This window comes from Roseovarius atlanticus (assembly GCF_019802205.1).
GTDB lineage: Bacteria > Pseudomonadota > Alphaproteobacteria > Rhodobacterales > Rhodobacteraceae > Roseovarius > Roseovarius atlanticus_A.
Window position 1 is genome coordinate 18,797 of record NZ_JAHVHQ010000003.1, and the last position, 24,652, is coordinate 43,448.

The following is a 24,652-nucleotide window of genomic DNA, read 5'->3' on the forward strand; positions in this document are numbered from 1 at the left end:
TAACTGTCATACGGGAGGGCACATGACACGTTTAACTGCATTTGTATCCGCAACTGCGCTTTTCGCCACCGTTGCGGCTGCGGAAACCATCGCACCCCAGGATGTAGACTACGTCGATGGTGCGGTTGAAACTTCACTGACCGGCCAGCCCGGCGACCCCGAGGCGGGCGCCGTTCTGATGAACAAGGGGGCGGGCAACTGCATCGCCTGCCACATGATCTCCGACCAGTCGCAGCTTCAGTTCCACGGCGAAATCGGCCCGCCGCTCGACGGCGTCGCCGACCGCTGGAGCGAGGCGGAGCTGCGCGGTATCGTGGCCAATGCCAAGGTCATGTTCGAAGGCACGATGATGCCGGCCTTCTACAAGGTCGACGGCTTTACGCGCCTCGGCGACGCCTATACGGGCGAAGCGCATGAAGGCGAGGTCGAACCGCTGCTGACCGGCCAGCAAATCGAGGATGTCGTCGCCTACCTGATGACGCTCAAGTACGAATAACTCAGATACCTGGAGGACAAGATGGAACTGAATCGCCGAAAGATGCTGGTGCTCGGCACCGCAGGCGCAGCCGTGACGGCCTTCGGCGCGCTGCCGGCCTTCGCGTCGGCCACCGAAGATGCAATCGCTGAATTCACCGGCGGCGCCGACGTGGGCGAGGGCGGTGTCGAACTGACCGCGCCTGAAATCGCCGAGAACGGCAACACCGTGCCGATCGAGGTCAGCGCCCCGGGCGCCGTCGCCATTTCGATCTTTGCCGATGGCAACCCGACGCCGCCCGTGGCCACGTTCAAGTTCGGTCCGCTGGCCGCGTCGCAATTCGCGTCCACCCGGATCCGCCTTGCCGGCACGCAGAACGTCATCGCCGTCGCCGAGATGGAAGACGGCTCGTTCAAGCAGGCATCGGCAAACGTCAAGGTCACCATCGGCGGCTGCGGCGGCTGAACAGAGGACAAGGAGAACAGAACATGGCCGAAGGTGTAAAACCCCGCGTCAAGGTCCCGAAAAAGGCAAGCGCCGGTGAGACGATCACCATCAAGACGCTGATCAGCCACCAGATGGAAAGCGGTCAGCGCAAGGACGATGACGGCAACGTCATCCCGCGCTCGATCATCAACCGCTTCGTTGTCGACTTCAACGGAGAGAACGTGATCGACGTCCAGATGGAACCGGCGATCTCGACCAACCCGTTCTTCGAATTCGAGGCCACCGTGCCCGAATCCGGTGACTTCAAGTTCACCTGGTACGACGATGACGGGTCCGTCTACGAAGAGACGCAGACGGTTACGGTCGGATAAGGCGCCTTGAGGCGCCAGGGAGGATAACATGACAAAAACGACTGTAACGGGTGGGCGTTTGATCATCGCAGCAGCCGCCAGCGCGTTCGCGCTGGCCGCCTATGCCGGGCCCGACGAAGACGAACTGGTGGTCAACGAAGATATCGAGATGGTTACCAAGACCGACGCGCCGGATCATGTCGACGCGTTCGACACGATCTATTCGGGCTGGCGCTTCCGCTCGGACGAGACGCAAGCCTTGCAGGCAGACGATTTCGACAACCCCGCGATGCTCTGGGTCGAACAGGCCGCCGAGGTCTGGAATACCGCGGCAGGGTCCGAGGAAAAGTCCTGCTCGTCGTGCCACAACGACGTCGACAGCATGGCGGGCGTCAAGGCGGTCTATCCCAAGTGGAACGAGGACGCGGGCGAGGTCCGCACGCTCGAGATGCAGATCAACGACTGCCGCGAAAACCGCATGGGCGCAGAGCCGTGGAAATACACCGGCGGCGACATGACCAACATGGTCGCGCTTCTGGCCTCGGTGTCGCGCGGAATGCCCGTGAACGTGGCGATCGACGGCCCGGCCCAGTCCACCTGGGAACAAGGCAAGGAGATCTACTATACCCGTTACGGTCAGCTGGAACTCAGCTGCGCCAATTGTCACGAGGACAATTACGGCAACATGATCCGCGCCGACCATCTCAGCCAGGGGCAGATCAACGGCTTCCCGACCTATCGTCTGAAGAACACTAAGCTGAACGCCGTGCATGCCCGCTTCAAGGGCTGCATCCGCGATACCCGGGCGCATACCTTCTCGCCCGGCAGCCCGGAGTTCGTGGCGCTCGAGCTTTACGTCGCCTCGCGCGGCAATGGCCTCAGTGTCGAAGGACCCTCGGTCCGCAACTAAACTCAATTCAAGGCTCCGTCCGTCGGACGGGGCCTTTTCACCGCGCGCAACATTCAAATATGCGCATATGATTCAAGGGGCGACTCACTCATGATTTCGCGCAGGGATTTCCTACAGGTCGGCATGGCGGCATCGGCGCTCGTCGGGGCCTCGGGCTTCGGCAACTGGGCCAAACTGGCCGCGCAGCAATCGCTGACCCAGGACCAGCTCTTGCAGTTCGACACGTTCGGCAACGTGTCCCTGATCCACGTCACCGACATCCACGCGCAGCTGAAGCCGATCTATTTCCGCGAACCTTCCGTCAATATCGGTGTGGGCGAGAACAAAGGCGAGGTGCCGCACATCACCGGCGCCGATTTCCGCCGCCTCTACGGGATCGAGGACGGCAGCCCCAGCCATTATGCGCTCAGCAGCGGCGACTTCACGTCGCTGGCCCGTGAATACGGCCGCGTCGGTGGGCTGGACCGCGTGGCAACCGTCGTCAACGCCATCCGCGCCGACCGTCCCGACGCCATTCTGCTCGATGGCGGTGACACGTGGCACGGCTCCTACACCTGCTATCACACCCAGGGCCAGGACATGGTCAACGTGATGAACGCGCTCAAACCCGATGCGATGACCTTCCACTGGGAATTCACGCTGGGATCGGACCGGGTGGCGGAACTGGTGGACTCGTTGCCGTTCGCCGCGCTGGGCCAGAACATCTTCGACGCCGAGTGGGACGAGCCCACCGATCTCTTCCCGCCCTACACGATGTTCGAACGCGGCGGCACCAAGATCGCCGTGATCGGTCAGGCCTTCCCCTACATGCCCATCGCCAACCCGGGCTGGATGTTCCCGGAATACGCCTTCGGCATCCGGGACGAGCACATGCAGGAAATCGTCGACCAGGTCCGCAGCGAAGGCGCGGAATGCGTCGTCGTGCTCAGCCACAACGGCTTCGACGTGGACAAGAAGATGGCCACCATCGTCAGCGGCATCGACGTGATCCTGTCGGGCCACACCCACGACGCCCTGCCGGAACCCGTCCTGTCGGGCGAGACGCTGATCATCGCCTCGGGCAGCAACGGGAAGTTCGTCAGCCGCGTCGACCTCGATATCCGCGATGGCCGGATGATGGGCTACCGCCACAAGCTGATCCCGATCTTCTCGGACGTGATCGAACCCGACGCGGACATGACCGCGCTGATCGACGAACAGCGCGCGCCTTTCGAGGACAAGCTGACCGAGGTCATCGGCCAGACCGAAAGCCTGCTTTACCGTCGCGGCAACTTCAACGGCAGCTGGGATGACCTGATCTGCAACGCGCTCCTGTCCGAGCGCGATGCCGAGATCGCGCTCAGCCCCGGCGTGCGCTGGGGCCCGTCCCTGATCCCCGGTCAGGACATCACCCGCGAGGATATCTGGAACGTCACCTCCATGACCTATGGCGAGGCGTATCGCACGGAAATGACCGGCGAATTCCTGAAGGTCGTGCTGGAGGACGTGGCCGACAACATCTTCAACCCCGACCCTTATTACCAGCAGGGCGGCGATATGGTCCGCACCGGCGGGCTTGGCTACACGATCGACGTCAGCGCGCCGCAGGGCGAGCGGATCAGCAACATGACCCTGCTCGAGACCGGCGAGCCGATCGACCCCGCGCGCAACTACGTCATCGCCGGCTGGGCCTCGGTCAACGAAGGTACCGAAGGGCCGCAGATCTGGGACGTGGTCGAAAGCCACATCAGGAAAATGGGCACCGTCACGGTGCAGGAAAACGACAGCGTCGAAGTGACGGGCGTCTGAGCATTCATCAAGGGAGCGTTCAGCCATGAATGATCTTTTCAAATCCCCCTCCCGCCGCGCCTTCCTGCGCGGCAGCGCGGCGGCCGTCGCGGGATCCGTGGCAGGGGCCGCGGCAGCGAACGACCCCGATCCGCTGATCACCGAAGTTCAGGACTGGGCCGCCATCACCGGCGAGGGGGTCGATGAAACCCCCTACGGCCTGCCGATCCGGTTCGAGGATGACGTGGTGCGCCGCAACGTGCCGTGGCTGACCGCCGACCCGATCAGCTCGATCAACTTCACGCCGATCCACGCGCTCGACGGCACCATCACGCCGCAGGGCTGCGCGTTCGAACGGCACCATTCCGGCGCCATCGAACTCGCGAAGGAAGATTACCGGCTGATGATCAACGGCCTGGTGGATACCCCCCTGGTCTTCCACTACGCCGATCTCGAGCGTTTCCCGCGCGAAAACCACGTCTATTTCTGCGAATGCGCGGCCAATACCGGCATGGAATGGGCCGGGGCACAGCTGAACGGCGTGCAGTTCACCCATGGCATGATCCACAACATGGAATATTCCGGCGTCCCCCTGCGCACCCTGCTGGAAGAGGCGGGGCTGGATGCCGCCGGCGACCTCAAGGACAAGTGGGTCTATGTCGAAGGCGCCGACGCGTCCTCGAACGGGCGGTCCATCCCGATGGAAAAAGCGCTGGACGACTGCCTCGTCGCCTTCAAGGCCAATGGCGAGGCGCTGCGAAAGGAACACGGCTACCCGGTGCGCCTCGTGGTGCCCGGCTGGGAAGGCAACATGTGGGTCAAGTGGCTGCGCCGGATCGAGGTCATGGACGGCCCCGTGGAAAGCCGCGAGGAGACGTCGAAATACACCGACGTCCTGGCCGACGGCACGGCCCGCAAGTGGACCTGGGTGATGGATGCCAAGTCGGTCATCACCTCCCCCAGCCCGCAATCGCCCATCTCCCACGGCCCCGGCCCGCTGGTTATCTCGGGCCTTGCCTGGTCCGGCCACGGCAGGATCACCCGCGTCGATGTCTCGCGCGATGGCGGCATGACCTGGGAAACCGCTCGCCTCGGAACCCAAGGCGACAGCAAGGCGCTGACCCGCTTCTACCTCGACACCACCTGGGACGGCGAGGAAATGCTGCTTCAGGCCCGCGCGATGGACGAGACCGGCTATGTCCAGCCCACCAAGGCGCAGCTGCGCGAGGTGCGCGGCGAGAACTCGATCTACCACAACAACTGCATCCAGACCTGGCATGTCAAAGCCAACGGGGAGGCCGAAAATGTCGAAGTTTCTTAAGATTTTCGCACCCGCCGCCGGCGGCGCCGCGGGCGTCCTGACGATGGCCTATGTCCTGGCCGACCAGTTCGTCGTCGACATCCCGTCGATTGCCCCCGTGCTCGTGTCGCAGGCCAACGCGGCCTCGACCGATACGGCAGAGAATGAACCCGCCGCCACTCCGACACCCGAAGACGGCTTCGGCCTGGGCCGCGAAGCGCTGCCCGAAGAGGTCGCCGCATGGGACGTCGACGTCCGCCCGGGCGGCATCGGCCTGCCCGAAGGCCGCGGCGACGTGGCCACCGGCGAACAGGTCTTCGCCGAAGCCTGCGCCGTCTGCCACGGCGACTTCGCCGAAGGTGTCGGCAACTGGCCGGTGCTGGCCGGCGGCTTCGACACGCTCGCCAACAAGGACCCGGTGAAGACCGTCGGCTCCTACTGGCCGTACCTGTCCACCGTCTGGGACTACGTGCACCGCTCCATGCCCTTCGGCAACGCGCAGTCGCTCAGCCCCGACGAGGTCTACGCGATCACCGCCTACATCCTCTATTCCAACTACCTCGTGGAAGACGATTTCGAGCTCAGCCACGAGAATTTCGCCGGGTTCGAGATGCCCAACGCCGACGGCTTCATCGTCGATGACCGCCCGGAAACCGAGTACACGATCTGGCGCACCGAGCCCTGCATGGAAGACTGCAAGGACAGCGTCGAGATCACGATGCGCGCCTCTGTCGTCGACGTGACGCCCGAGGAAGACGGCGCCGAGGAAGAAGCCGCCGCCGAGCCCGCCGCCGAAGACGCGGCGGACGAGGTCGAGATGGCCGCCGCAGACCCCGAACCCACAGAGGCGGCCGCGCCAGCGGCCGACGCCGCCGCTGCCCCCGATCCCGAACTGGTGGCGGCGGGCGAAAAGGTCTTCCGCAAGTGCAAGGCCTGCCACATGGTGGGCGAAGGCGCCAAGAACCGCGTCGGCCCGGTGCTGAACGGTGTCATGGGCGCGACCATGGGCGGCCACGACGACTTCAAGTATTCCGGCGTCTTCGAGGAAGCTGCCGCCGAAGGCCGGGTCTGGGACGAGGCGGCGATGGCCGAATTCCTCGCCGCGCCGAAAAGCTACATGAAAGGCACCAAGATGAGCTTTGCCGGTCTGAAGAAGGAAGAGGATATCGACGCCATCATCGCCTATCTGAAAAGCTTCGGGGACTGACCGCATGACGGTCGGACTGCGCGCTCTTTCCCTCAAACTGGCGGCAGGCCTGCTGGCCTGCGCCATCCCCGCAATCGCGGAAGAGGGCGACCCGGAGGCCGGCAAGGAAATCTTTCAATATTGCTCCGGCTGCCACCAGGTGGGTAAGGGGGCCGAGCATGGCATCGGGCCGCAGCTCAACGGCCTGTTCGGCCGGAAAGCGGCCACGCAAGAGGGCTTTCCATATTCCGAGAGCTTCAAGCGCGCCGGCACCGGCGGCCTGGAATGGCACGCCGATACGCTCGACGTGTTCCTTGAAAATCCCACCGCAATCGCGTCGGGCACACGGATGAGCTTTGACGGACTCCCGGACCCGCAGGAGCGTCTGGACCTCATCGCCTATCTGCGGCGCTTTTCCGACAATCCCCGCGACATTCCCGAGGCGGACCCGACCATCCGGGGCATGGACCACGACCTTGCCCCCGAGATCCTCGCGCTTGTGGGGGACCCGGAATATGGCGAATATCTCAGCGGCGAATGCGTGGCCTGCCATCAGGCCGGTGGCGCCAATGACGGTATCCCGTCTATCGTGCTCTGGCCGGAGGAGGATTTCGTGGTCGCCATGCACGCCTACAAGAACAAGCAACGCAACCACCCGGTGATGCAGATGGTCGCCGGGCGCCTGGGCGATGAGGAGATCGCCGCACTCGCCGCGTATTTCGGCCAACTGACGGAACAATAAAGATAATAATACCTTAGGGAGGACTAAACATGACACTCGACAGACGGACTTTCCTTCGAACGACAGCCGCGGCTGCGACAGTGCTCGCGGCGCCGAACGTGCTGGCGCAAGGCTCCGGCAAGCCGCGCGTCGTCGTGATCGGCGGCGGCGCGGGCGGCGCCACGGCTGCGCGCTACATCGCCAAGGACAGCGACGGCGCCATCGACGTCACGCTGGTCGAACCGACGCGCACCTACTTCACCTGCTTCTTCTCCAACCTCTATCTGGGAGGCTTCAAGGAGATCGGCGATATCGGCCACACCTATGGCACCATCGCCGCCAGCGGCGTGAACGTGATCCACGACTGGGCCGTCGATGTCGACCGCGACGCCAAAACCGTGACGCTCGCCGGTGGCGCGACGCTGCCTTACGACAAGCTGATCCTCAGCCCCGGCATCGACTTCGTCGACGGCGCTGTGGAAGGCTGGGACATCAGCGCCCAGAACGCCATGCCCCATGCCTACAAGGCCGGCTCGCAATCCGAACTCCTGCGCGCCCAGCTCGAGGCGATGCCAGAGGGCGGGACGTTTGCCATGGTGGCCCCTCCGAACCCCTACCGCTGCCCCCCGGGCCCGTATGAGCGCATCTCGATGGTCGCGCATTTCATGAAGGAAAATAACCCGACCGCCAAGATCATCGTGGCCGACCCCAAGCCGAAATTCTCCAAGATGTCGCTCTTCCAGGAAGGCTGGAACAAGCACTACCCGGGCGTGGTCGACTGGATCGGCGAGGAATTCGGCGGCGGCAACGTCTCGGTGGACCCCGCGAACATGACCGTCACCATCGACGGCGAGGAGACCCGGGTCGATGTGTGCAACGTCATCCCCGCGCAAAAGGCGGGCCGCATCGCCGAACTGGCGGGCGTGACCGATGGCAACTGGGCGCCGGTGAATCCCGCCGACATGTCCGCACGCGCGGATGCCGATGTCTACGTGCTGGGCGATTCCGCCGAACAGGGCGACATGCCCAAATCCGGCTTTGCCGCCAACAGCCAGGCCAAGGTCTGCGCCAACGCCGTGCGGGGCGCGCTGACCGGCTCCAAGGTGTTCCCGGCGAAGTATTCCAACACGTGCTGGTCGCTTATCGCCACCGATGACGGCGTCAAGGTCGGCGCCACATACGAGCCCACGGACGAAAAGATAGCCTCGGTCGACAGCTTCATCAGCGAAACCGGCGAGGATTCCGCCCTGCGCAAGGCGACCTACGAAGAATCCGAAGGCTGGTACACCGGCATCACCACCGACATGTTCGGCTAAGCCAACCCGCCGTCCCGGCTTTGATCTCGGTCAAAGACCGGGGCGGCGCCCCCGTGCGAAACCAAACCGACACCTAGGAGGACCCACCATGAAACCCGTGATTCTGACGGCTGCCCTGGCCTTTGCCACCGCCGCCCACGCCGAAGCCCCGATCACCACGGCCTATGAGGGGTCCTTCGACGACGCGGCCTTTGCCGTGGAAACCGCGATCGTGGGGCAGGGGCTGGTGATCGACTATGTCAGCCACGTGGGCGAAATGCTCAACCGCACGGGCGAGGACGTCGGCAGCGATGTCATGATCTTCAAGGAGGCGGACATCTTCCTCTTCTGCTCGGCCGTCGTGTCGCGCGAGGTGATGGAGGCCGACCCGATGAACATCGCGCATTGCCCCTACGGCATCTTCGTGGCCGAGGACGCGGAAGGTGCCGTGACGATAGGCTACCGCGACTACCCCGATGGTCCGATGGAAAAGGTCGAGGCGCTCTTGGCCGAGATCGTGAAAGAGGCGACAGAGAACTGATGAACTACCAGGAATTTTTCCGCTCCGAACTCGACGGGTTGCGGGCCGAAGGCAACTATCGCGAATTTGCCGAACTCGAACGGCGGCGCGGGCAGTTCCCGCAGGCCAATTGCTACAATGGCCCCGAAAACGTGACGGTCTGGTGTTCCAACGACTACCTCGGCATGGGCCAGCACCCTGTCGTGCTCAAGGCCATGCACGACGCCCTCGACACCACCGGCGCGGGGGCGGGCGGCACGCGCAACATTTCCGGCACCACCCACGCCCATGTGCAGCTCGAGGCCGAACTGGCCGACCTGCACGGCAAGGACAGCGCGCTCCTCTTCACCTCAGGCTACGTCTCGAACTGGGCCGCGCTGGGCACATTGGCGTCACGCATTCCGGGGCTGGTGGTCTTGTCCGACGCGCTCAACCACGCCTCCATGATCGAAGGCATCCGGCACAGCCGCGCCCGGAAAGTGATCTGGAAACACAACGACCTCGCCGATCTCGAGGCCAAGCTGGAGGCCCTTCCCGCCAACGCGCCCAAGATGATCGCCTTCGAGAGCGTCTATTCGATGGACGGCGACATCGCCCCCATCAGGGAGATCTGCGATCTGGCGGACAAATACGGCGCCATGACCTATCTCGACGAAGTGCACGCCGTCGGCCTTTACGGCCCGCGCGGCGGTGGCATCGCCGAGCGCGAGGGGCTGATGGATCGCCTGACCGTGATCGAGGGCACGCTGGGCAAGGCATTCGGCGTCATGGGTGGCTACATCGCCGCCTCGACCGAGCTGTGCGACTTCGTCCGCTCCTTCGCCTCGGGCTTCATCTTCACCACGGCCCTGCCGCCCTGCGTTGCCGCCGGTGCCGCCGCGGCCGTGCGCCACCTCAAGCACAGCAGCGAGGAGCGCAGCCAGCAACAGGCCCGCGTGGCCGAGGTGCGCGCCCGGCTCGACGCCATCGGCCTGCCGCATATCGAGAACCCCAGCCACATCATCCCGGTGATGGTGGGCGACCCGGTAAAGTGCAAATACATCTCGGACGTGCTGATGCGCGATCACGGCATCTACATCCAGCCGATCAACTATCCGACCGTGCCCAAGGGCACCGAACGGCTGCGCATCACGCCCTCTCCGGTCCACTCCGCCGAGGATGTCGAGCGGCTGATCGGCGCCCTCGAAAACCTCTGGGCGCAGTGCCAGCTCGCCCGGCTGCCCATCGCGGCGCAATGATCGGAAAAATATTCCGCCAATACGAAAAATAGGAAAATCCGTTTCGCCGGACCGTCCCTCGATGGTCCGGCGTTGTAACGTTTTCCGCGTTCCAGAACGTTGTTTCGTCTTTGCCGCCAAAGCCGGAACAATGCTCTTCGCCTTGGGTTTTGACTCGCGCGATATCACACCAGATAAGGACGGATTACCTGAATCAGGACGTGACCCATGCTGCTCGACTCCCTGCCGTTCGACCTGCCCGCGCAATCCCTGCATCTTCTGCTTGGCGCGCTCCTGGGCCTTGCCTTCGGTGTTGCCGCCCAGATCTCGCGCTTTTGTCTGCGGCGTGCCGTGGCGGGCGAAAACGGCGTGGACCGCTCGGCGCTCTCGGTCTGGCTGGTCGCGCTTGCCGTGGCCATCGGCGGCATGGCCCTGGCCGGGGTCATGGGCTGGGTCGAGCTTGGCGACCACCGCTACCTCTCCAGCAGCGTGCCGGTCGCAGCGATCGCCCTGGGCGGGCTCGCTTTCGGCATCGGCATGGTGCTCACACGCGGCTGCATGTCCCGCCTGACCGTGCTCGCCGGCACGGGCAACCTGCGCGCGGTCAGCGTCATTGCGCTTTTCGCCATCGTCGCCCACGCAACGCTCAAGGGCGTTCTGGCCCCTCTGCGCACATCCCTCGGGGCGATCCAGTACGATTTCGGCATCGGCAGCCTCGCGTCCATTCCCGGCGTGGCGCCTGCCGTGGCACTGGGGTTGCTGGCCGTCGCAGTCCTGCTCGCGCACCGCTCCGGCGCCCGCGTCCTGCACCTCGTCATGGGCGCGGTGATCGGCCTCGTGGTCGTCGCGGGCTGGGCCGGAACCTCGGTGCTTCTGCTGGATGATTTCGACCCGCTGCCGGTTCAGTCGATGGCCTTCACCCTGCCGTGGACCGACACCCTGTTCTATGCCATCGCCTCCACAGCGGTGCCCGCGGGCTTCGGCGTCGGTGTGATCGGCGGGGTCATCGTCGGCAGCTTCCTCAGCGCCGCCGCGCGCGGCGAGCTGGCCCTGCAAAGCTTCTCGTCGCCCGTGCAAACCCTGCGCTACAGCGCGGGCGCGGTGCTGATGGGCTTCGGCGGCGTGCTGGCCGGGGGCTGCACCATCGGCGCGGGCCTCAGCGGCGGCGCCGCCCTCAGCATCGCCGCCCTGCTGGCGCTCGGGTTCATCGTGCTGGGCGCGGTCGCGGCCCGCGGCGTGCTCGCGCCGCGCGGTGTCGCGGTTCCGGCCGAATAAGCCCTACTCGAACTCCATCTGCTCAAAGACCCGGCCCGCATTCCTGGTGGCCAGTTCCTCGTAGGTGTGCAGATGCTTGTACGGCGTCTGGTCGACGTAATAGGCGTCGGCCAGGCTGCCCCCACTTTCCAGGTGCTCCCCCACCTTTTCCCGCAAATAGACCAGGTAGTCATGCGTGTACCGCCGCACCTGCGCCATGTTGGTCGGGTGCCCGTGGCCGGGGATCACATACGTCGCCTCCAGCGGCTCGAACGCGGTCTCCCACGTCTCCAGCCAGTCCTTCGTGATCGTATCCTCGAAGATCGGCAGCATCCGTTCGTGAAACGCCATGTCGCCCGCGATCACCAGGCTCTGCTCGGGCAACCAGACCGAGATATCGCCGGGGCTGTGCGCCGGCCCCAGGTGCAAGACCTCGATCCGGAAATCGCCCATCTCGATGATCTTCTCGTCCTCGAACGTCTCGCTGGGTCCGGCCAGCACCGTGCCCTCGGCCTTGTCGCGGTTATACTCCTCCATCCGCCGCAGGATCTGGGCGCCGTATTCCTCGAACTCCTCGGCGGCATCCACATGCGCCAGGATCGGCACACCCTGTTCGGCCCAATAGGCATTGCCCAGCATCGCGTGGCCCTGGCCGTTCTCGTTGATCACCAGCTTCACCGGCTGATCGGTGATGCGCTTGATCTCGTCGTGCAGGGCCTCGGCCAACACATAGGCGGCCCCGCCATTCACCACGACAACGCCATCGCCGGTGACGATGAAGCTCAGGTTGTTGTTATGCCCGGTGTTTTCGTAGGTCGGCGGCGCGGTGGCACCGATGGCCGACCAGACATGCGGGATCACCTCGACCGGCTTGGAATAAAGCGGCGAACCGGGATACTGGTCGGGTATGTTTTCATCGGCCAGCGCAGGGGCCGTGCCGAGGGCGACAAGACAGGCTGTCAGGGCGCGCATCACGCATCCTTTCCGACGAAACGATAGCCGGTCCCGGCTGTTTCCGCCCGGCCCACGCCGCCGCCCGGCAGGTGGAACCCGATCAGGGTCATGTCGTCGGCGGTCAGCCGGTCGAACAGCGTCTTGCGGGTCGCCACGGCCAAGTCCGGGTCCTGGTCCGATCCGCTGGGCCAGTCGGGCCGGGCGAAGGCGACGTGGTGATTGCCGATCGCGTCGCCGATGACCATTGCCGCCTCGCTTCCGCGGCGCAGTTCGAAACTCATATGGCCCGGTGTGTGACCGGGGGTCGAGACCGCCGCGATACCGGGCAAGACTTCCTGTCCGTCATCGAAGAACTCGACGACGTCCTCGATCGCCTCCATCCGGTTCTTGGCGCCCACGGCGAAGGCGGCGCGCGCCTCGTCGATGGTGTTCACGGTCTCGGGGTTCCACCAGTAATCCCACTCGGCCCGGCCCATCATGTAGACGGCGTTTGAGAACAGCGGGTCTCCGAAATCGTCCAGAACGCCCCAGATGTGATCGGGATGCGCGTGGGTGAAAACGACGTGGGTGATATCCTCCGGGGCAAGGCCCGCAGCCACCAGGCTCGCTGGCAACTCGCCCGCGCTGGGCATGAAGTTCGACCCGGCGCCGGCATCGAACAGCACGGTGTTGGTGCCGTCGCGGTAAAGCGTCAGGTTGCATTCGGGGCGCAGCTCGTCGCGGCTCTGGCCGGTGGCCTCCAGGACTTTCTGCAATTCCTCCTGCGGCATCGGCTCGAACAGGAAGTCGCCGGGCAGCACGAGGTGGCCGTCGCTGACGGTCGTGACCGTCGCATCGCCAAGGGGCATGTCCGCCAGGCTCCAGCGCGGCAGTGCTGCCGCCACGGGCAGGGCGGCGCCGGTCACCATCAGGTGGCGTCGGGTCAGTCGCATGATATTCCTCCAAGAAATTCTCTTATAGGAATATGTGCGAATGTTGGACGCAGCGCAAGCGCCGCCGTGTCAGGCGGCCGGTTTCCACTTGATCGAACAGCCGACCGATGCGACCTGGTCGCGCGGGCCTTCGCCGGTGTCCGCCACCTGCTTCATCGCCTCGAACAGTTCCCGTGGCGCGTCCTCGGGCGCGGGTGACATGCGCGACGCATCCAGCCGACCGCGATATTGCAGCCCGCCCTTGGCATCGAACCCGAAGAAGTCCGGCGTGCAGGCGGCATGGTACGCCCGCGCCGCCGACTGATCCTCGTCATGCAGATAGGGGAAGGGCAGGTCCTCTTTCTCTGCCATCCTGACCATGTTCTCGAAGCTGTCGTCGGGATAGGCTTCGGCATCGTTGGAGCATATGGCGGCCACGCCGATGCCGCGCGCCTGCAACTCCCTGGCGTCCCGCTTGATCCGGTCCAGCACCGCCAGGACATAGGGACAATGGTTGCAGATGAACATGATCAGCGTGCCGCGCGGGCCGGACACGTCATGCAGCGTGTAACGCAATCCGTCCGTCCCGGGCAGATCGAAATCCGGCGCGGGCCAGTGGAAATCACATACGGGCGGGGTGTTCGCAGCCATGTCGTCCTCCGAAGCTGTGGCGGGGACAGTCTCGCCCAACCGCGGCGTCGAGGCAACGGGGTGGATGCGCCACACTCAGCGAAAGACGAAGGGCGGGTCGGGATCGTTCATGCCATCGGCATCCCAGCGGTCCGGCTGGGTCAGCCCACGCGCCGCGAGCATGTCGAGAATGCGCTTGTCGATCGTGTCGATCAGGCGTCCGAACTCCATTTCGTCGCGCACGAGTTTCGCCACGTCCTGCGCGATCATCACCCGTTGCTTCGCCAGCAATTCGCCGATCCAGTGGCGCGAGGTTTCGGCCAGAAACTTGACCGACGCCATCATCAGCTCGCGCAGCCTGTCGGTATCGAGTTCGACCTTGTCCAGGCAATCCAGCGACCCCTGCTTGATCGACTCGATCGCCACATCGGTGCGCATCCGGTTCGACATCATCACCACGGCCGCCGCGAAATTCTTCGGGTGATTTTGCACCATCTTCTGCGCCGCAAGGCCATCGCTGTCCGGCAGAAGATAGTCGATCAGGACAACATCGAAACTGTCCGCATCCAGCGCCGCGGAAAACTCGTTGATCGAGGCCGAGGTGACGGCGTTGACGGGCAGGCCCGTCGATTCCAGCGTGCGCGTCAGCCGTTTCTGGTCGAACGGGTCGTCGTCCAGAATCAGAACATCGAAACAATCGCCGCGCCGGGCGCCGTGCAAGCCGGGCACGGGAAGCGCCTGAGCGACCATTGTCTCGGTCGGGATGGGAGAAACAGAGGCCATGGTGCACCTTTCTAACTCAAACGTCCTGGATACCTGGCCCCACGCTACCCGCGCGATCCTTACCGGAGCGTTACTCGTGGACCGGGCTGTATCGTTGATTTTAACGATTGCGGGGCCGCGGCCCCGGCACCGTTCACGAAATGGAAAGTCCACTGTGGCAATGTCACTCCTCACCTGCATCAGAACGAGGAAAGTGGGCGAAAGTGTTGGAAGACGTCCCAGACGATCCGCTCGGTACGGTCCGCGAGGCGGAGGACCTGCTTTATATCGTGACCCACGATCTCAAGGCGTTCGCCCGGGCCATGCGCACCATCCCGGACTGGATCGACGAGGATCTGGCCAGCCAGGGCGTCGCCGTCCCCGCCGATACGCGCGAAAACCTCGACATGATGCGGGATTACGCGCACAGGTTGGATGATGCGATGACCGCACTGACCGAGCTGTCCCGCGTGCGCCGGCTGGCCGATCCGCCTGCTGCCCACGACCTTCAGGGTCTCGTCACCGAGGCCTGCGCGCGTTTGCCTGCCACGCCCAGGCTCTCGTGCGACATAGCCTGCCACGATGTCTTCGTTCTGGGGCCCGCGAACGATCTTGTCAGGCTCTTCGACGCGGTGCTGGGCAATGCCGCGGCCCATCACGACCGCGATTTCGGCAAGCTGCGCGTTGCGGCTGCGCCGGACCGGGGGCGCATTCACGTCACCGTGGCCGATGACGGCCCCGGCATATCGCCCGAACATCACGAGGCGATCTTCAAACCGCTTTCCACCCTTCGCCCCAAAAGCGAAACAGGCCATGCCGGCGTGGGCCTCGCCATCGCGCGCAAGGTCGTGCGCAGCCTCGGTGGCGAGATCGCCGTCGGTCCCACCGACGCGCCCCGCGGGCTGTGCCTGCGCTTCGACCTGCCGCTGGCGACCACCCCGGCCTAGACCGCGCCGCACGCTTTGTCTGGCCAATCGGGCCGCCGGCTTGCTATCACCTTGCCATGTTGTCGCTCCTTCGCGCCCGTTGGCTGGTCATCGTCCTGTTCCTGCTTGCCGTCGCTGCGGCGGCCGGCGGGGTCTGGCGCTACGGCTATTCCCAGGGGCTGACACAGCTGGCCAAGCAGGGGCGCGCCGACCTCGCGCTCGCCGCCGACCGCTTTACCGGCGAGATGCGGCGCTATCGCGAACTTGCGGTCCTGATGTCCGACCATCCGACCCTGGCCGCGCTGACCGGCGCCGGGCGCGACCTGCCCGAGGCGACCCGCCTGCTGCAGGCGGCCGTGGACAAGAGCGGCGCCGCCGGCCTGATCTTCACCGACGCGGCCGGCGCCGTCCTGGCGCAGGCCGGCGCGGTTGCGCTGAACCCGCAGGGCAGCGCCTATTTCCGCCGCGCCATGCAGGGGGCTCTGGGCTCGTTCTTCGGCCGGCTCGGCCCCGAGGGGCGTCGCGTCTACGCCTATGCCGCCCCGTCCTTTTCCGGCGCGGGCGCGATCCGCGGCAGCCTCATCGTCGTGGTCGACATCTCCGAAATCGAGTGGGGCTGGATCGGGGGGCAGCCGGTTGTGTTCTTCACCGACATCGACGGGCGGGTGTTCCTGTCCAACCGTGCCGAGATCATCGGATGGCGCCTGTCGCCCGGCTCGGTCGGGCTGGTCTCGCCCGACAGCGACGCACCCGTCGGCGCACCGGAGCGCCGGTTCGCCGAAATCTGGGACCTGTCCCAGGGGGCCTACCTGCCCGAGCGCGCCCTGCACCTGGCCAGCCCGAAGCCGGTGATCGGCATGACGGGCCACGCGCTGATGGACGTCGCCGCCGCCGCGCGGGTCGCCAACCTGCAGGCGGCGGTGTTCGCTGCGATCTGCCTCGCCTTCGGAACCGTGCTTCTGCTCCTGGCCGAACGGCGCCGGACCCTGAGCATCGCCAACGCCCAGCTTGAAACCCGTGTCGCCGACCGCACCGCGGAACTGTCGCAGGCCAACGCCGCGCTGCGCCGCGAAGTGGCCGAGCGCAAGGAGGCCGAGGCGGCCCTGACCCGTGCCCAGGAAGAGCTTGTGCAGGCCGGCAAGCTGAATGCCCTGGGCCAGATGTCCGCGGGGATCAGCCACGAACTGAACCAGCCGCTTATGGCGATCCAGCAATTCGCCGACAATGGCGCGGCCTTCCTCGACGTGGGCAAGACGCGGCCGGCACGGGCCAACATGACCCGCATAGCGGACCTTGCGGCGCGGGCCGCGCGTATCATCAAGAACCTGCGCGCCTTCGCCCGGAACGAGGCGGAGCCGGCGGGCAAGGTCGATCTTGGCGCCGTGATCGACACCGCGGTGGAACTGACCGAACAAAGGCTCGCGCAGGAAAACGTGTCGCTCGACTGGCGGCGTCCGGCCCTGTCCGTGCACGTCCGCGCCGGCGAGGTCCGCCTTGGCCAGGTCTTCGTGAACCTGATCAACAATGCCGTCGATGCCATGGCGGGACAGGCCCGCAAGCGCATCGAGATCTCTCTCGTCCCCGGGGCCCGCCCGACGGTGACCGTGCGCGACACCGGCCCCGGCATTTCGGACCCCGCCAAGATATTCGAGCCGTTCTACACCACCAAGGAGGTGGGCGGCGAGGATGGCCTTGGCCTCGGCCTCTCGATCTCCTACGGCCTGGTCGAAAGTTTCGGCGGGCGTATCAGCGGCAGCAACGCGCCCGATGGCGGCGCGATCTTTCGCATCGAACTGGATCCCTGGCAGGAAGAGGTGGCGGCATGAGCACCGATGTCCTGATCGTCGACGATGACGCCGCCGTGCGCGAGGCGCTGGCCCAGACGCTGGAACTGCATGACCTTGCGCCGCGCGTCGCCGGGTCCTTCATCGAGGCCAAGGACCACATCACGCCGGACTTTCCCGGCGTCATCCTGTCGGATATCCGGATGCCGGGCCGGGATGGCTTCTACCTGCTGGAACATACCCGCAAGACCGATGCCGAGCTGCCCGTGATCCTGCTGACCGGCGAAGGCGACATTCCCATGGCGGTCCGCGCGATGGGCAAGGGGGCGTTCGATTTCCTGGAAAAGCCCTGCGCGCCCGACGCCCTGCTGCCCGTGCTGACCCGCGCCCTGCAGACCCGGTCGCTGGTGTTGGAAAACCGGCGGCTGAAGCGCCAGCTGGAAACCGGCGATGCGGCGGCGCGGATGCTTTTCGGGACATCGAAACTGGCCGAGGACCTGCGCGAACGCGTGCGCCGCGTCGCGGCCATGGGCACCGACGTTCTGGTCAGCGGCCCGCCCGGCGCCGGCATCTCGAAGGTGGCCGAGGTGCTGCACCTGATGACGCCGGCGGGGCGGGGGCCCTACGTCAAGCAACCCGCGGCGGCGCTGGATGTCGACGCGCTCGACGAGGCGCTGGCCTCCGCCCGGGGCGGCAGTCTCTTCATCGAGGAGATCACCGCCCTGCCGCCGCAATCGCAGCACGCGCTTCTCGATCGGCTCGAGGACGGGGCCGAGGCGCGGCTGATCGCCGGAACCACCACCGATCTCGCCAGGACCGCCCAGGACGGGCGGTTCTACCCCGAGCTTTACTACCGGCTCGACGTCGCTCCCGTGCGCATCCCCGCCCTGTCCGAGCGGCCCGAGGATATCCCGGTGCTGTTCCGCCACTACGTGGCCCAGGCCGCCGAGCAATCCGGCATCGCCGCGCCCGATATCGCCCCCGATCACCTGGCCCGCCTGATGGCGCAGGACTGGCCCGGCAACGCACGCTCGCTCATGAGTGCCGCCATGCGTTTCGTCCTCGGCATGCCCGACGAGGTCACCCGCGCGGCCGACCTGGGCCTGTCCGAGCAGATGGCGCAGGTCGAGCGGTCGCTGCTGATCGCGGCGCTGGGGCGCCAGAACGGACGCGCCTCCGAGGCCGCAAAGGCGCTGAAGCTGCCGCGCAAGACGTTCTACGACAAGCTGGCCCGCTACGGAATAAAGCCCGAGGATTACCGCCGCGGCGAGGGCTGACGCGGCATCCGTGCCACAGGCCCGGGCCTTGGTGCCCGGATCGGCAAACGGTGATTCCGCGCACAGATGAAAGACCTTAGGCTCCTGCGACACGATACGCCGCACCAGATCGCGGGCGAAAGACGGCAGAGCAGGCAGACCCCATGACCACCCCGACACCCCCCGACAAGATGCCCAAGGGCCTGATGGCCGCCGCCCGCTGGGCCGCCGAGCGCACGCCCGACACCCGCAACCGCGCCGTCGATCTTTACCGGGCCATCGCGATCAGTTTCGTGATCCTCGGTCATTGGCTGCTCGTCGCCGCCGTCATGCGCGACGGCGAGGTGACGCTGGTGATCCTGTTGGCCGAACAACGCTGGACCCATTACGCCACCTGGCTCTTCCAGGTGATGCCCGTCTTCTTCTTCGTCGGCGGATTTTCCAACAGCCTGTCATGGGACTCCGCCCAGAAGGACCCGGAAAAGAAACGCGCCTGGGCCGCCACGCGCCTGTCGCGCCTTTTGAAACCGACCGTTCCCGTGGTTCTGGCCTGGGCCGCGGGCGGTGTGATCGCGCGCGCCATGGGCGTCTCGCCCGAGCTGATCGGTTTTGCCTCGCAGGCTGCATTGGTGCCGGTCTGGTTTCTGGCCGTCTACATCGTCATCACCATGGCCGTGCCGGTCACCGTCGCGCTCTGGGATCGCATCGGTGTCCTGTCGGTCCTCCTGCTGGCCCTCGGCGCCGTCGCCGTGGACGCCATCGCCTTCGGTCTCGACCAGGGCTGGCTGCGCTGGGCCAACTACGGCTTCGTCTGGCTGGCGGTGCACCAGCTTGGGTACTGGTGGCGCCGCGCCGCACGGCCCAAGACATGGGCGCTGGGCTTTATCCTCTTGGGCGTCGCCTGGCTCTACGTGTTGATCGTGCAGTTCGGATACCCCGTCGCCATGGTCAGCGTGCCGGGCGCCGAGATGTCCAACACGCGCCCGCCCACCACCGCGATGCTGGCCGTGGGGGCCATGCAGATCGGCGCGATCCTGCTTTTCACCGACCTCGCGCAGGCATGGCTGCAGCGCACGCGGCCCTGGGCGTTGGTCATCCTTTTCAACCAGATGATCATGTCGATCTACCTTTGGCACATGACGGCGCTGATCATCGTCGTGGGCGTCGCCGTGCTGCTTGGCGGCGTCGGCCTGCAAGAGCCGCCGGGCAGCAGCGCTTGGTGGGCCATGCGGCCCGTCTGGCTGGCGCTCTTCAGCGTCGTCCTGTTGCCACTCGTCCTGGTCTTCGTGCGGTTCGAGGCCGGCAGCCGCACCAAACCCGCCGGTCGGCCCGGCCCGCTCCTCGCCATGCTGGGCGCCCTGATGACCTGCGCCGGGCTTGTCGTCATGGCCATGGTCGGGCTGGGCGCGAACAATATCACCGGCGTCAACTGGCTGGCCGTGGGGCTTGTGGCGCTTGGCGTACTCGTGGCGACGCGGCGCTGGCCCGGCAGGGCGGTCTGAACGCCGCTTCACCGAATTGTGCGAAAATCCGCACAGCAGAGGCGAGGCGCGTGCGGGAATCCGCACAGGCATTTCGCGGCTGACGCGGTTCACAGCGATTCGAAAGCCTTAATGCGCTGATATCGTGGGAAATATTCTGATTCGGCGGATCTTCCCCCGAATCATCTTGAGGCATTTCCCCGCTTCGCCATTCTTTGCCCCGCAATACCGTGACGGTATCGAAACCAGTCTCGAATTTGGGAGGAGAGACCATGAAATTCCTGTCTGCCGCAACCGCGGCACTCGCACTGACCGTGTCCGCCGGCGCCGTGAGCGCCGCCTGTGACGATGGTGAAATCGTCGTCAAGTTCAGCCACGTCACCAATACCGACAAGCACCCCAAGGGCATCGCCGCCTCGCTGCTGCAAGAGCGCGTCAACGAGGAAATGGACGGCAAGATGTGCATGGAGGTGTTCCCCAACTCCACGCTCTACAACGATGACCAGGTGCTCGAGGCGATGCTGCAGGGCGACGTCCAGCTGGCCGCACCGTCGCTGTCGAAATTCGAGAACTTCACCAAGGTCTTCCGCATTTTCGACCTGCCCTTCATGTTCAAGAACATCGACGCCGTGGACAGTTTCCAGGCCTCCGAGGCGGGTCAGGACATGCTCGATTCCATGCAGCGCCGCGGCCTTCAGGGGCTGGGCTTCTGGCATAACGGCATGAAACAGTTCTCGGCCAACGTGCCGCTGGAAACGCCGGAAGACGCCAAGGGCCTGAAGTTCCGCGTGCAGACCTCCGACGTTCTGGTCGCGCAGATGGAAGCGCTCGGCGCCTCGCCGCAGCCGATGGCCTTCTCCGAGGTCTACGGCGCGCTGCAGACCGGCGTGGTTGACGGCCAGGAGAACACCTGGTCCAACATCTACGGCCAGAAGTTCTTCGAGGTGCAGGACGGCATCACCGAGACCAATCACGGCATCATCGACTACCTGCTGGTGACCTCAAGCGACTGGCTCGACTCACTGGAACCCGACGTGCGCGACCAGTTCATGACCATCGTCGCCGAAGTGACCGAGACCCGGAACGCCGAAAGCTACAGCGTGAACCAGGAAAACCGCCAGGCGATCATCGACGCCGGCGGCGAGGTGCGCGAATTGTCGGCCGACCAGCGTCAGGCTTGGGTCGATGCGATGCGGCCGGTCTGGGATCAGTTCGTCGAGGATGTGGGCCAGGACAACATCGACGCGGCCCAGTCCCACAACAGCGGCAGCTGACGCAGGGCAAGGCGGGCGCGCGCCCGCGGCTTCCCTGAGGCCCGACCGCGCCCGCAGCGCGGGATACCGGCGGCACCACCCGTGTCGCCGGACCCTGCACCGGCCTTACCCCACATGATCCGGAGGGAAACGCCATGAGCGTGAGCGGATACACACCATCGGGCCCGGTCGGACGCGTCGTCCACCGCGCCGAGGAAATCTTCATCGCCCTGATCCTGGGCGCGATGACCCTGATCACCTTCGCCAACGTCGTGTTGCGCTACGGGTTCTCCGAAAGCCTGCTCTGGGGGCAGGAAGTGGTGGAAATCCTCTTCGCCTGGCTGGTCCTCTTCGGCATTTCCTACGGGTTCAAGGTGACGGCCCACCTTGGCGTGGACGCCATCGTCAACATGGTCGGTGGCGGGCTCAAGCGGATCATGGCGATCATCGCCTGTCTCGTCTGCGTGGCCTATGCCTTTCTTCTGCTCAAGGGCGCCTACGATTTCTGGGCGCCGTTCTCGAACCTCAATCCGACCTCGGGCCGCTGGTTCCCCACCGGCTTTGACGAGGCGCGCGCCCAGGGGTACGCCGTGGTCCGCCCGGTGCCGATACCCTTCGGCAAGGAGTTCCTCGAGAACACGTTCAACTGGTACATGGACGGCGATACCCGCGTGGTCGAGGAATACGATTACCTCCCGCGCGTCATTCCCTACCTGATCCTGCCCATCGGCGCCGCACTGCTGCTCTTCCGCGTGGTTCAGGCGACGCTGGGCGTCATCCGCGGCACCCGCCAGCGCATCATCACCAGCCACGAGGCCGAGGACGCGGTGGAAACCGCCGCCGACAAGCTCGCCCGCGGCGAAGCCGTGAACAGGGGCTAGGACCATGGAAGTCGCATTTCTCTTCATCATGATCGTCGGCCTGCTGCTGATCGGTGTGCCCATTGCCGTCTCGCTGGGTTTCTCGTCCATCGTGTTCCAGCTGATGTTCTCCAACACCTCCATCGGCGCGGTGGCCAAGTCGCTCTATGACGCGATGGCCGAACATTACACGCTGCTGGCCATCCCGTTCTTCATCCTCGCCTCCAGCTTCATGTCCACGGGCGGCGTGGCGAAACGGATCATCCGTTTCTCCATCGCCTGCGTTGGGCATCTGAAGGGCGGTCTGGCCATCGCGGGCGTTCTGGCCTGCATGATCTTTGCCGCGCTCTCGGGCTCCTCTCCCGCCACCGTGGTCGCCATCGGCACCATCGTGATCGCCGCCATGCGGCAGGTGGGCTACACCAAGGACTTCGCCGCCGGGGTGATCTGTAACGCCGGCACGCTCGGCATCCTCATCCCGCCGTCCATCGTGATGGTCGTCTACGCCTCGGCCACCGACGTGTCCGTGGGCCGGATGTTCCTCGCCGGTGTCATCCCCGGCCTGCTGGCCGGGACGATGCTGATGGTCACGATCTACATAATGGCCCGCATCCGCAACATGCCCGCGGGCGAGTGGAAAGGCTGGGCCGAGATCTTCGAAAGTTTCCGCGACGCCTTCTGGGGCCTTCTGCTGATCGGCATCATCATGGGCGGCATCTACGGCCACCCGTGGGTCAACCTGACCGGCGAGGGCAGCCTGGTCTATTGGCAGCCCGGCGCCTTCACACCAACCGAGGCCGCCGCCGTCGCCGCCGTCTACGCCTTCTTCGTGGCCTGTTTCATCTACCGCGACATGGGGCCCCTTGCGGCACCTTCGGCGGAGGAAGCCTACTCCGGCGCCATGGGCGAGCGCAGCGTCAACGCCGCCGAGGCCCCGCGCCCCGCGACCCTGCTGCAAAAGCCCTGGGCGCTGGTCACGGCCTTCTGGCACCGCGACACGGTGAATACCGTCTTCGAGGGAGCGAAACTGACGATCACGCTGATGTTCATCATCGCCAACGCGCTTCTGCTGAAGCACGTGCTGACCGACGAACAGATCCCCCAGGCCATCGCCGAAAGCATGCTGGCCGCGGGCCTCGGCCCGGTGATGTTCCTGGTGATGGTCAACGTGATCCTGCTGATCGGCGGCCAGTTCATGGAACCGTCGGGCCTCCTGGTCATCGTGGCCCCGCTGGTGTTCCCCATCGCCATCGAGCTCGGGATCGACCCCATCCACCTTGGCATCATCATGGTGGTGAACATGGAGATCGGGATGATCACCCCCCCCGTCGGCCTGAACCTCTTCGTCACTTCGGGCGTGGCCGGGATGCCGATGATGAACGTGGTGCGCGCGGCGTTGCCGTTCCTCGCCGTGCTCTTCGTCTTCCTGATCATGGTGACCTATATACCGTGGATATCGACCTACCTGCCCACCACCTTTATGGGCCCGGAGATCATCACCAACTGACACGAACTGGCGCGCGGTCCGATCACCGCGCGCCAGTACATTCTTCGCAGAAGAATGTGGCCAGAAAATCCTCCGAATTTTCAGCCGCCTTCGACCGCCCTCAGCGCCCCTTCCAGACCGGGTCGCGCTTTTCGGCAAAAGCCTTTGCGCCTTCCAGCTGGTCCTCGGAGTCATAAAGCACATCGACGCTCTCGAATTGCCGCCGCGTGATCCGGTTCATCGCGTCCTGGAACGTCATCGCTTCGGCCTCGCGCACGATCTCCTTGATCGCGGCATAGACCAGCGGCGGCCCGCTCGCCAGCAGGTCGGCCATCTCCCGCGCCTTGGTCATCAGCTGATCGCCGGGATGGATCTGGTTGATCATCCCCCACCGCGCCGCTTCCTCGGCGTCGATCCAGCGCCCGGTCAGCAGCATCTCCATCGCGATATGATAGGGGATGCGCTTGGGCAGCTTCACGCTGGCCGCATCGGCCACCGTTCCCGACCGGATCTCGGGCAGGGCGAACTGCGCATGATCCGCGGCCAGGATGATGTCCGCGCTCAGCGCCCATTCCAGGCCGCCGCCGCAGCAGATGCCGTTCACGGCGGCGATGATCGGCTTGTTCATCGCCCGCATTTCCTGCAGGCCCCCAAAGCCGCCGACGCCATAGTTGTCATCCACCGCATCGCCCCCGGCGGCGGCCTTCAGGTCCCAGCCCGGGCAGAAGAACTTGTCGCCCGCGCCGGTGATCAGCGCCACGCGCAGCTCCGGATCGTCGCGGAAGTCCTTGAACACGTCGCCCATGATCCGGCTGGTCGCCAGGTCGATCGCGTTGGCCTTGGGCCGGTCCAGCGTCACTTCCAGCACATGGCCGCGTGTCTCGGTCTTTACGGGGCTCTCCGTCAT

General features: G+C 65.4%; 24 protein-coding genes. 19 read left to right on the top strand and 5 right to left on the bottom strand.

The genetic code is table 11. The features are described 5' to 3' along the window. The first annotated feature begins 22 nt into the window (after window positions 1–22). From soxX to KUV49_RS06020, 12 genes are all read left to right on the top strand, one after another. A complete protein-coding gene (gene soxX / locus KUV49_RS05965; protein ID WP_222449145.1) occupies window positions 23–496 on the top strand; it encodes a sulfur oxidation c-type cytochrome SoxX in 474 nt (157 codons plus the stop codon). 21 nt (window positions 497–517) lie between these two features. Beyond that, window positions 518–940: a thiosulfate oxidation carrier protein SoxY gene (soxY, locus tag KUV49_RS05970; protein WP_222449146.1), complete on the top strand. Its 423-nt coding sequence runs from the start codon at window positions 518–520 to the stop codon at window positions 938–940. Window positions 941–963: 23 nt separating this feature from the next. Next, window positions 964–1,293, top strand: coding sequence for a thiosulfate oxidation carrier complex protein SoxZ (soxZ, locus tag KUV49_RS05975; RefSeq protein ID WP_222449147.1), 330 nt, complete (start codon window positions 964–966; stop codon window positions 1,291–1,293). Between the two features lie 28 nt (window positions 1,294–1,321). After that, window positions 1,322–2,182: a sulfur oxidation c-type cytochrome SoxA gene (gene soxA / locus KUV49_RS05980; RefSeq protein WP_222449148.1), complete on the top strand. Its 861-nt coding sequence runs from the start codon at window positions 1,322–1,324 to the stop codon at window positions 2,180–2,182. A gap of 90 nt (window positions 2,183–2,272) precedes the next feature. Next, window positions 2,273–3,970: a thiosulfohydrolase SoxB gene (gene soxB, locus KUV49_RS05985; protein WP_222449149.1), complete on the top strand. Its 1,698-nt coding sequence runs from the start codon at window positions 2,273–2,275 to the stop codon at window positions 3,968–3,970. 25 nt (window positions 3,971–3,995) lie between these two features. Further along, window positions 3,996–5,270: a sulfite dehydrogenase gene (gene soxC, locus KUV49_RS05990; protein WP_222449150.1), complete on the top strand. Its 1,275-nt coding sequence runs from the start codon at window positions 3,996–3,998 to the stop codon at window positions 5,268–5,270. After that, the gene (locus KUV49_RS05995) at window positions 5,254–6,456 is read left to right on the top strand and encodes a c-type cytochrome (RefSeq protein WP_222449151.1); all 1,203 of its coding nucleotides are present in this window, start codon (window positions 5,254–5,256) and stop codon (window positions 6,454–6,456) included. Before soxC ends, KUV49_RS05995 begins: the two co-directional genes overlap by 17 nt. Window positions 6,457–6,460: 4 nt before the next feature. Further along, on the top strand, window positions 6,461–7,177 hold the full coding sequence (locus KUV49_RS06000; RefSeq protein WP_222449152.1) for a c-type cytochrome: 717 nt from the start codon (window positions 6,461–6,463) through the stop codon (window positions 7,175–7,177). 29 nt (window positions 7,178–7,206) lie between these two features. Next, the gene (locus KUV49_RS06005; RefSeq protein WP_222449153.1) at window positions 7,207–8,472 is read left to right on the top strand and encodes an NAD(P)/FAD-dependent oxidoreductase; all 1,266 of its coding nucleotides are present in this window, start codon (window positions 7,207–7,209) and stop codon (window positions 8,470–8,472) included. A gap of 88 nt (window positions 8,473–8,560) precedes the next feature. Beyond that, window positions 8,561–8,992, top strand: coding sequence for a DUF302 domain-containing protein (locus KUV49_RS06010; RefSeq protein WP_222449154.1), 432 nt, complete (start codon window positions 8,561–8,563; stop codon window positions 8,990–8,992). Then, window positions 8,992–10,209 (top strand): 5-aminolevulinate synthase, encoded by a 1,218-nt coding sequence (gene hemA / locus KUV49_RS06015; RefSeq protein WP_222449155.1) that lies wholly within the window; start codon window positions 8,992–8,994, stop codon window positions 10,207–10,209. Before KUV49_RS06010 ends, hemA begins: the two co-directional genes overlap by 1 nt. Window positions 10,210–10,416: 207 nt before the next feature. After that, window positions 10,417–11,463 carry a YeeE/YedE family protein gene (locus KUV49_RS06020; RefSeq protein WP_222449156.1) on the top strand — a complete coding sequence of 349 codons (1,047 nt, stop codon included), beginning with the start codon at window positions 10,417–10,419 and terminating at the stop codon, window positions 11,461–11,463. Window positions 11,464–11,466: 3 nt separating this feature from the next. Here the strand turns inward: KUV49_RS06020 and KUV49_RS06025 are convergent, their stop codons facing one another. The 4 genes from KUV49_RS06025 to KUV49_RS06040 form a co-directional block, all read right to left on the bottom strand. Next, the gene (locus tag KUV49_RS06025; RefSeq protein ID WP_222449157.1) at window positions 11,467–12,414 is read right to left on the bottom strand and encodes an MBL fold metallo-hydrolase; all 948 of its coding nucleotides are present in this window, start codon (window positions 12,412–12,414) and stop codon (window positions 11,467–11,469) included. After that, entirely contained in the window at window positions 12,414–13,328 is a 915-nt protein-coding gene (locus KUV49_RS06030; RefSeq protein WP_222449158.1) for an MBL fold metallo-hydrolase, read from the bottom strand. Before KUV49_RS06030 ends, KUV49_RS06025 begins: the two co-directional genes overlap by 1 nt. A 69-nt stretch (window positions 13,329–13,397) precedes the next feature. Next, window positions 13,398–13,958: a thioredoxin family protein gene (locus tag KUV49_RS06035; RefSeq protein ID WP_152491379.1), complete on the bottom strand. Its 561-nt coding sequence runs from the start codon at window positions 13,956–13,958 to the stop codon at window positions 13,398–13,400. A gap of 75 nt (window positions 13,959–14,033) precedes the next feature. Continuing rightward, complete coding sequence (locus KUV49_RS06040) at window positions 14,034–14,720, bottom strand: response regulator (protein WP_222449159.1); 687 nt, start codon at window positions 14,718–14,720, stop codon at window positions 14,034–14,036. A 203-nt stretch (window positions 14,721–14,923) separates the two neighbouring features. Between KUV49_RS06040 and KUV49_RS06045 the strand changes: the two genes are divergently transcribed. From KUV49_RS06045 to KUV49_RS06075, 7 genes are all read left to right on the top strand, one after another. Then, window positions 14,924–15,646 (top strand): sensor histidine kinase, encoded by a 723-nt coding sequence (locus tag KUV49_RS06045; protein ID WP_222449160.1) that lies wholly within the window; start codon window positions 14,924–14,926, stop codon window positions 15,644–15,646. 56 nt (window positions 15,647–15,702) lie between these two features. Continuing rightward, complete coding sequence (locus tag KUV49_RS06050) at window positions 15,703–17,451, top strand: ATP-binding protein (protein WP_222449161.1); 1,749 nt, start codon at window positions 15,703–15,705, stop codon at window positions 17,449–17,451. Further along, complete coding sequence (locus tag KUV49_RS06055) at window positions 17,448–18,686, top strand: sigma-54-dependent transcriptional regulator (RefSeq protein WP_222449162.1); 1,239 nt, start codon at window positions 17,448–17,450, stop codon at window positions 18,684–18,686. The genes KUV49_RS06050 and KUV49_RS06055 overlap by 4 nt, the downstream gene beginning before the upstream one ends. 143 nt (window positions 18,687–18,829) lie before the next feature. Then, window positions 18,830–20,167: an acyltransferase family protein gene (locus tag KUV49_RS06060; RefSeq protein WP_222449163.1), complete on the top strand. Its 1,338-nt coding sequence runs from the start codon at window positions 18,830–18,832 to the stop codon at window positions 20,165–20,167. Window positions 20,168–20,418: 251 nt separating this feature from the next. After that, window positions 20,419–21,420, top strand: coding sequence for a DctP family TRAP transporter solute-binding subunit (locus KUV49_RS06065; protein WP_222449164.1), 1,002 nt, complete (start codon window positions 20,419–20,421; stop codon window positions 21,418–21,420). A gap of 134 nt (window positions 21,421–21,554) precedes the next feature. After that, a complete protein-coding gene (locus tag KUV49_RS06070; RefSeq protein ID WP_222449165.1) occupies window positions 21,555–22,280 on the top strand; it encodes a TRAP transporter small permease in 726 nt (241 codons plus the stop codon). A 4-nt stretch (window positions 22,281–22,284) separates the two neighbouring features. Then, window positions 22,285–23,766: a TRAP transporter large permease gene (locus KUV49_RS06075; protein ID WP_222449166.1), complete on the top strand. Its 1,482-nt coding sequence runs from the start codon at window positions 22,285–22,287 to the stop codon at window positions 23,764–23,766. A gap of 100 nt (window positions 23,767–23,866) precedes the next feature. Here KUV49_RS06075 and KUV49_RS06080 read toward each other — a convergent pair whose 3' ends face one another. Next, window positions 23,867–24,652: a carnitinyl-CoA dehydratase gene (locus tag KUV49_RS06080; protein WP_222449167.1), complete on the bottom strand. Its 786-nt coding sequence runs from the start codon at window positions 24,650–24,652 to the stop codon at window positions 23,867–23,869.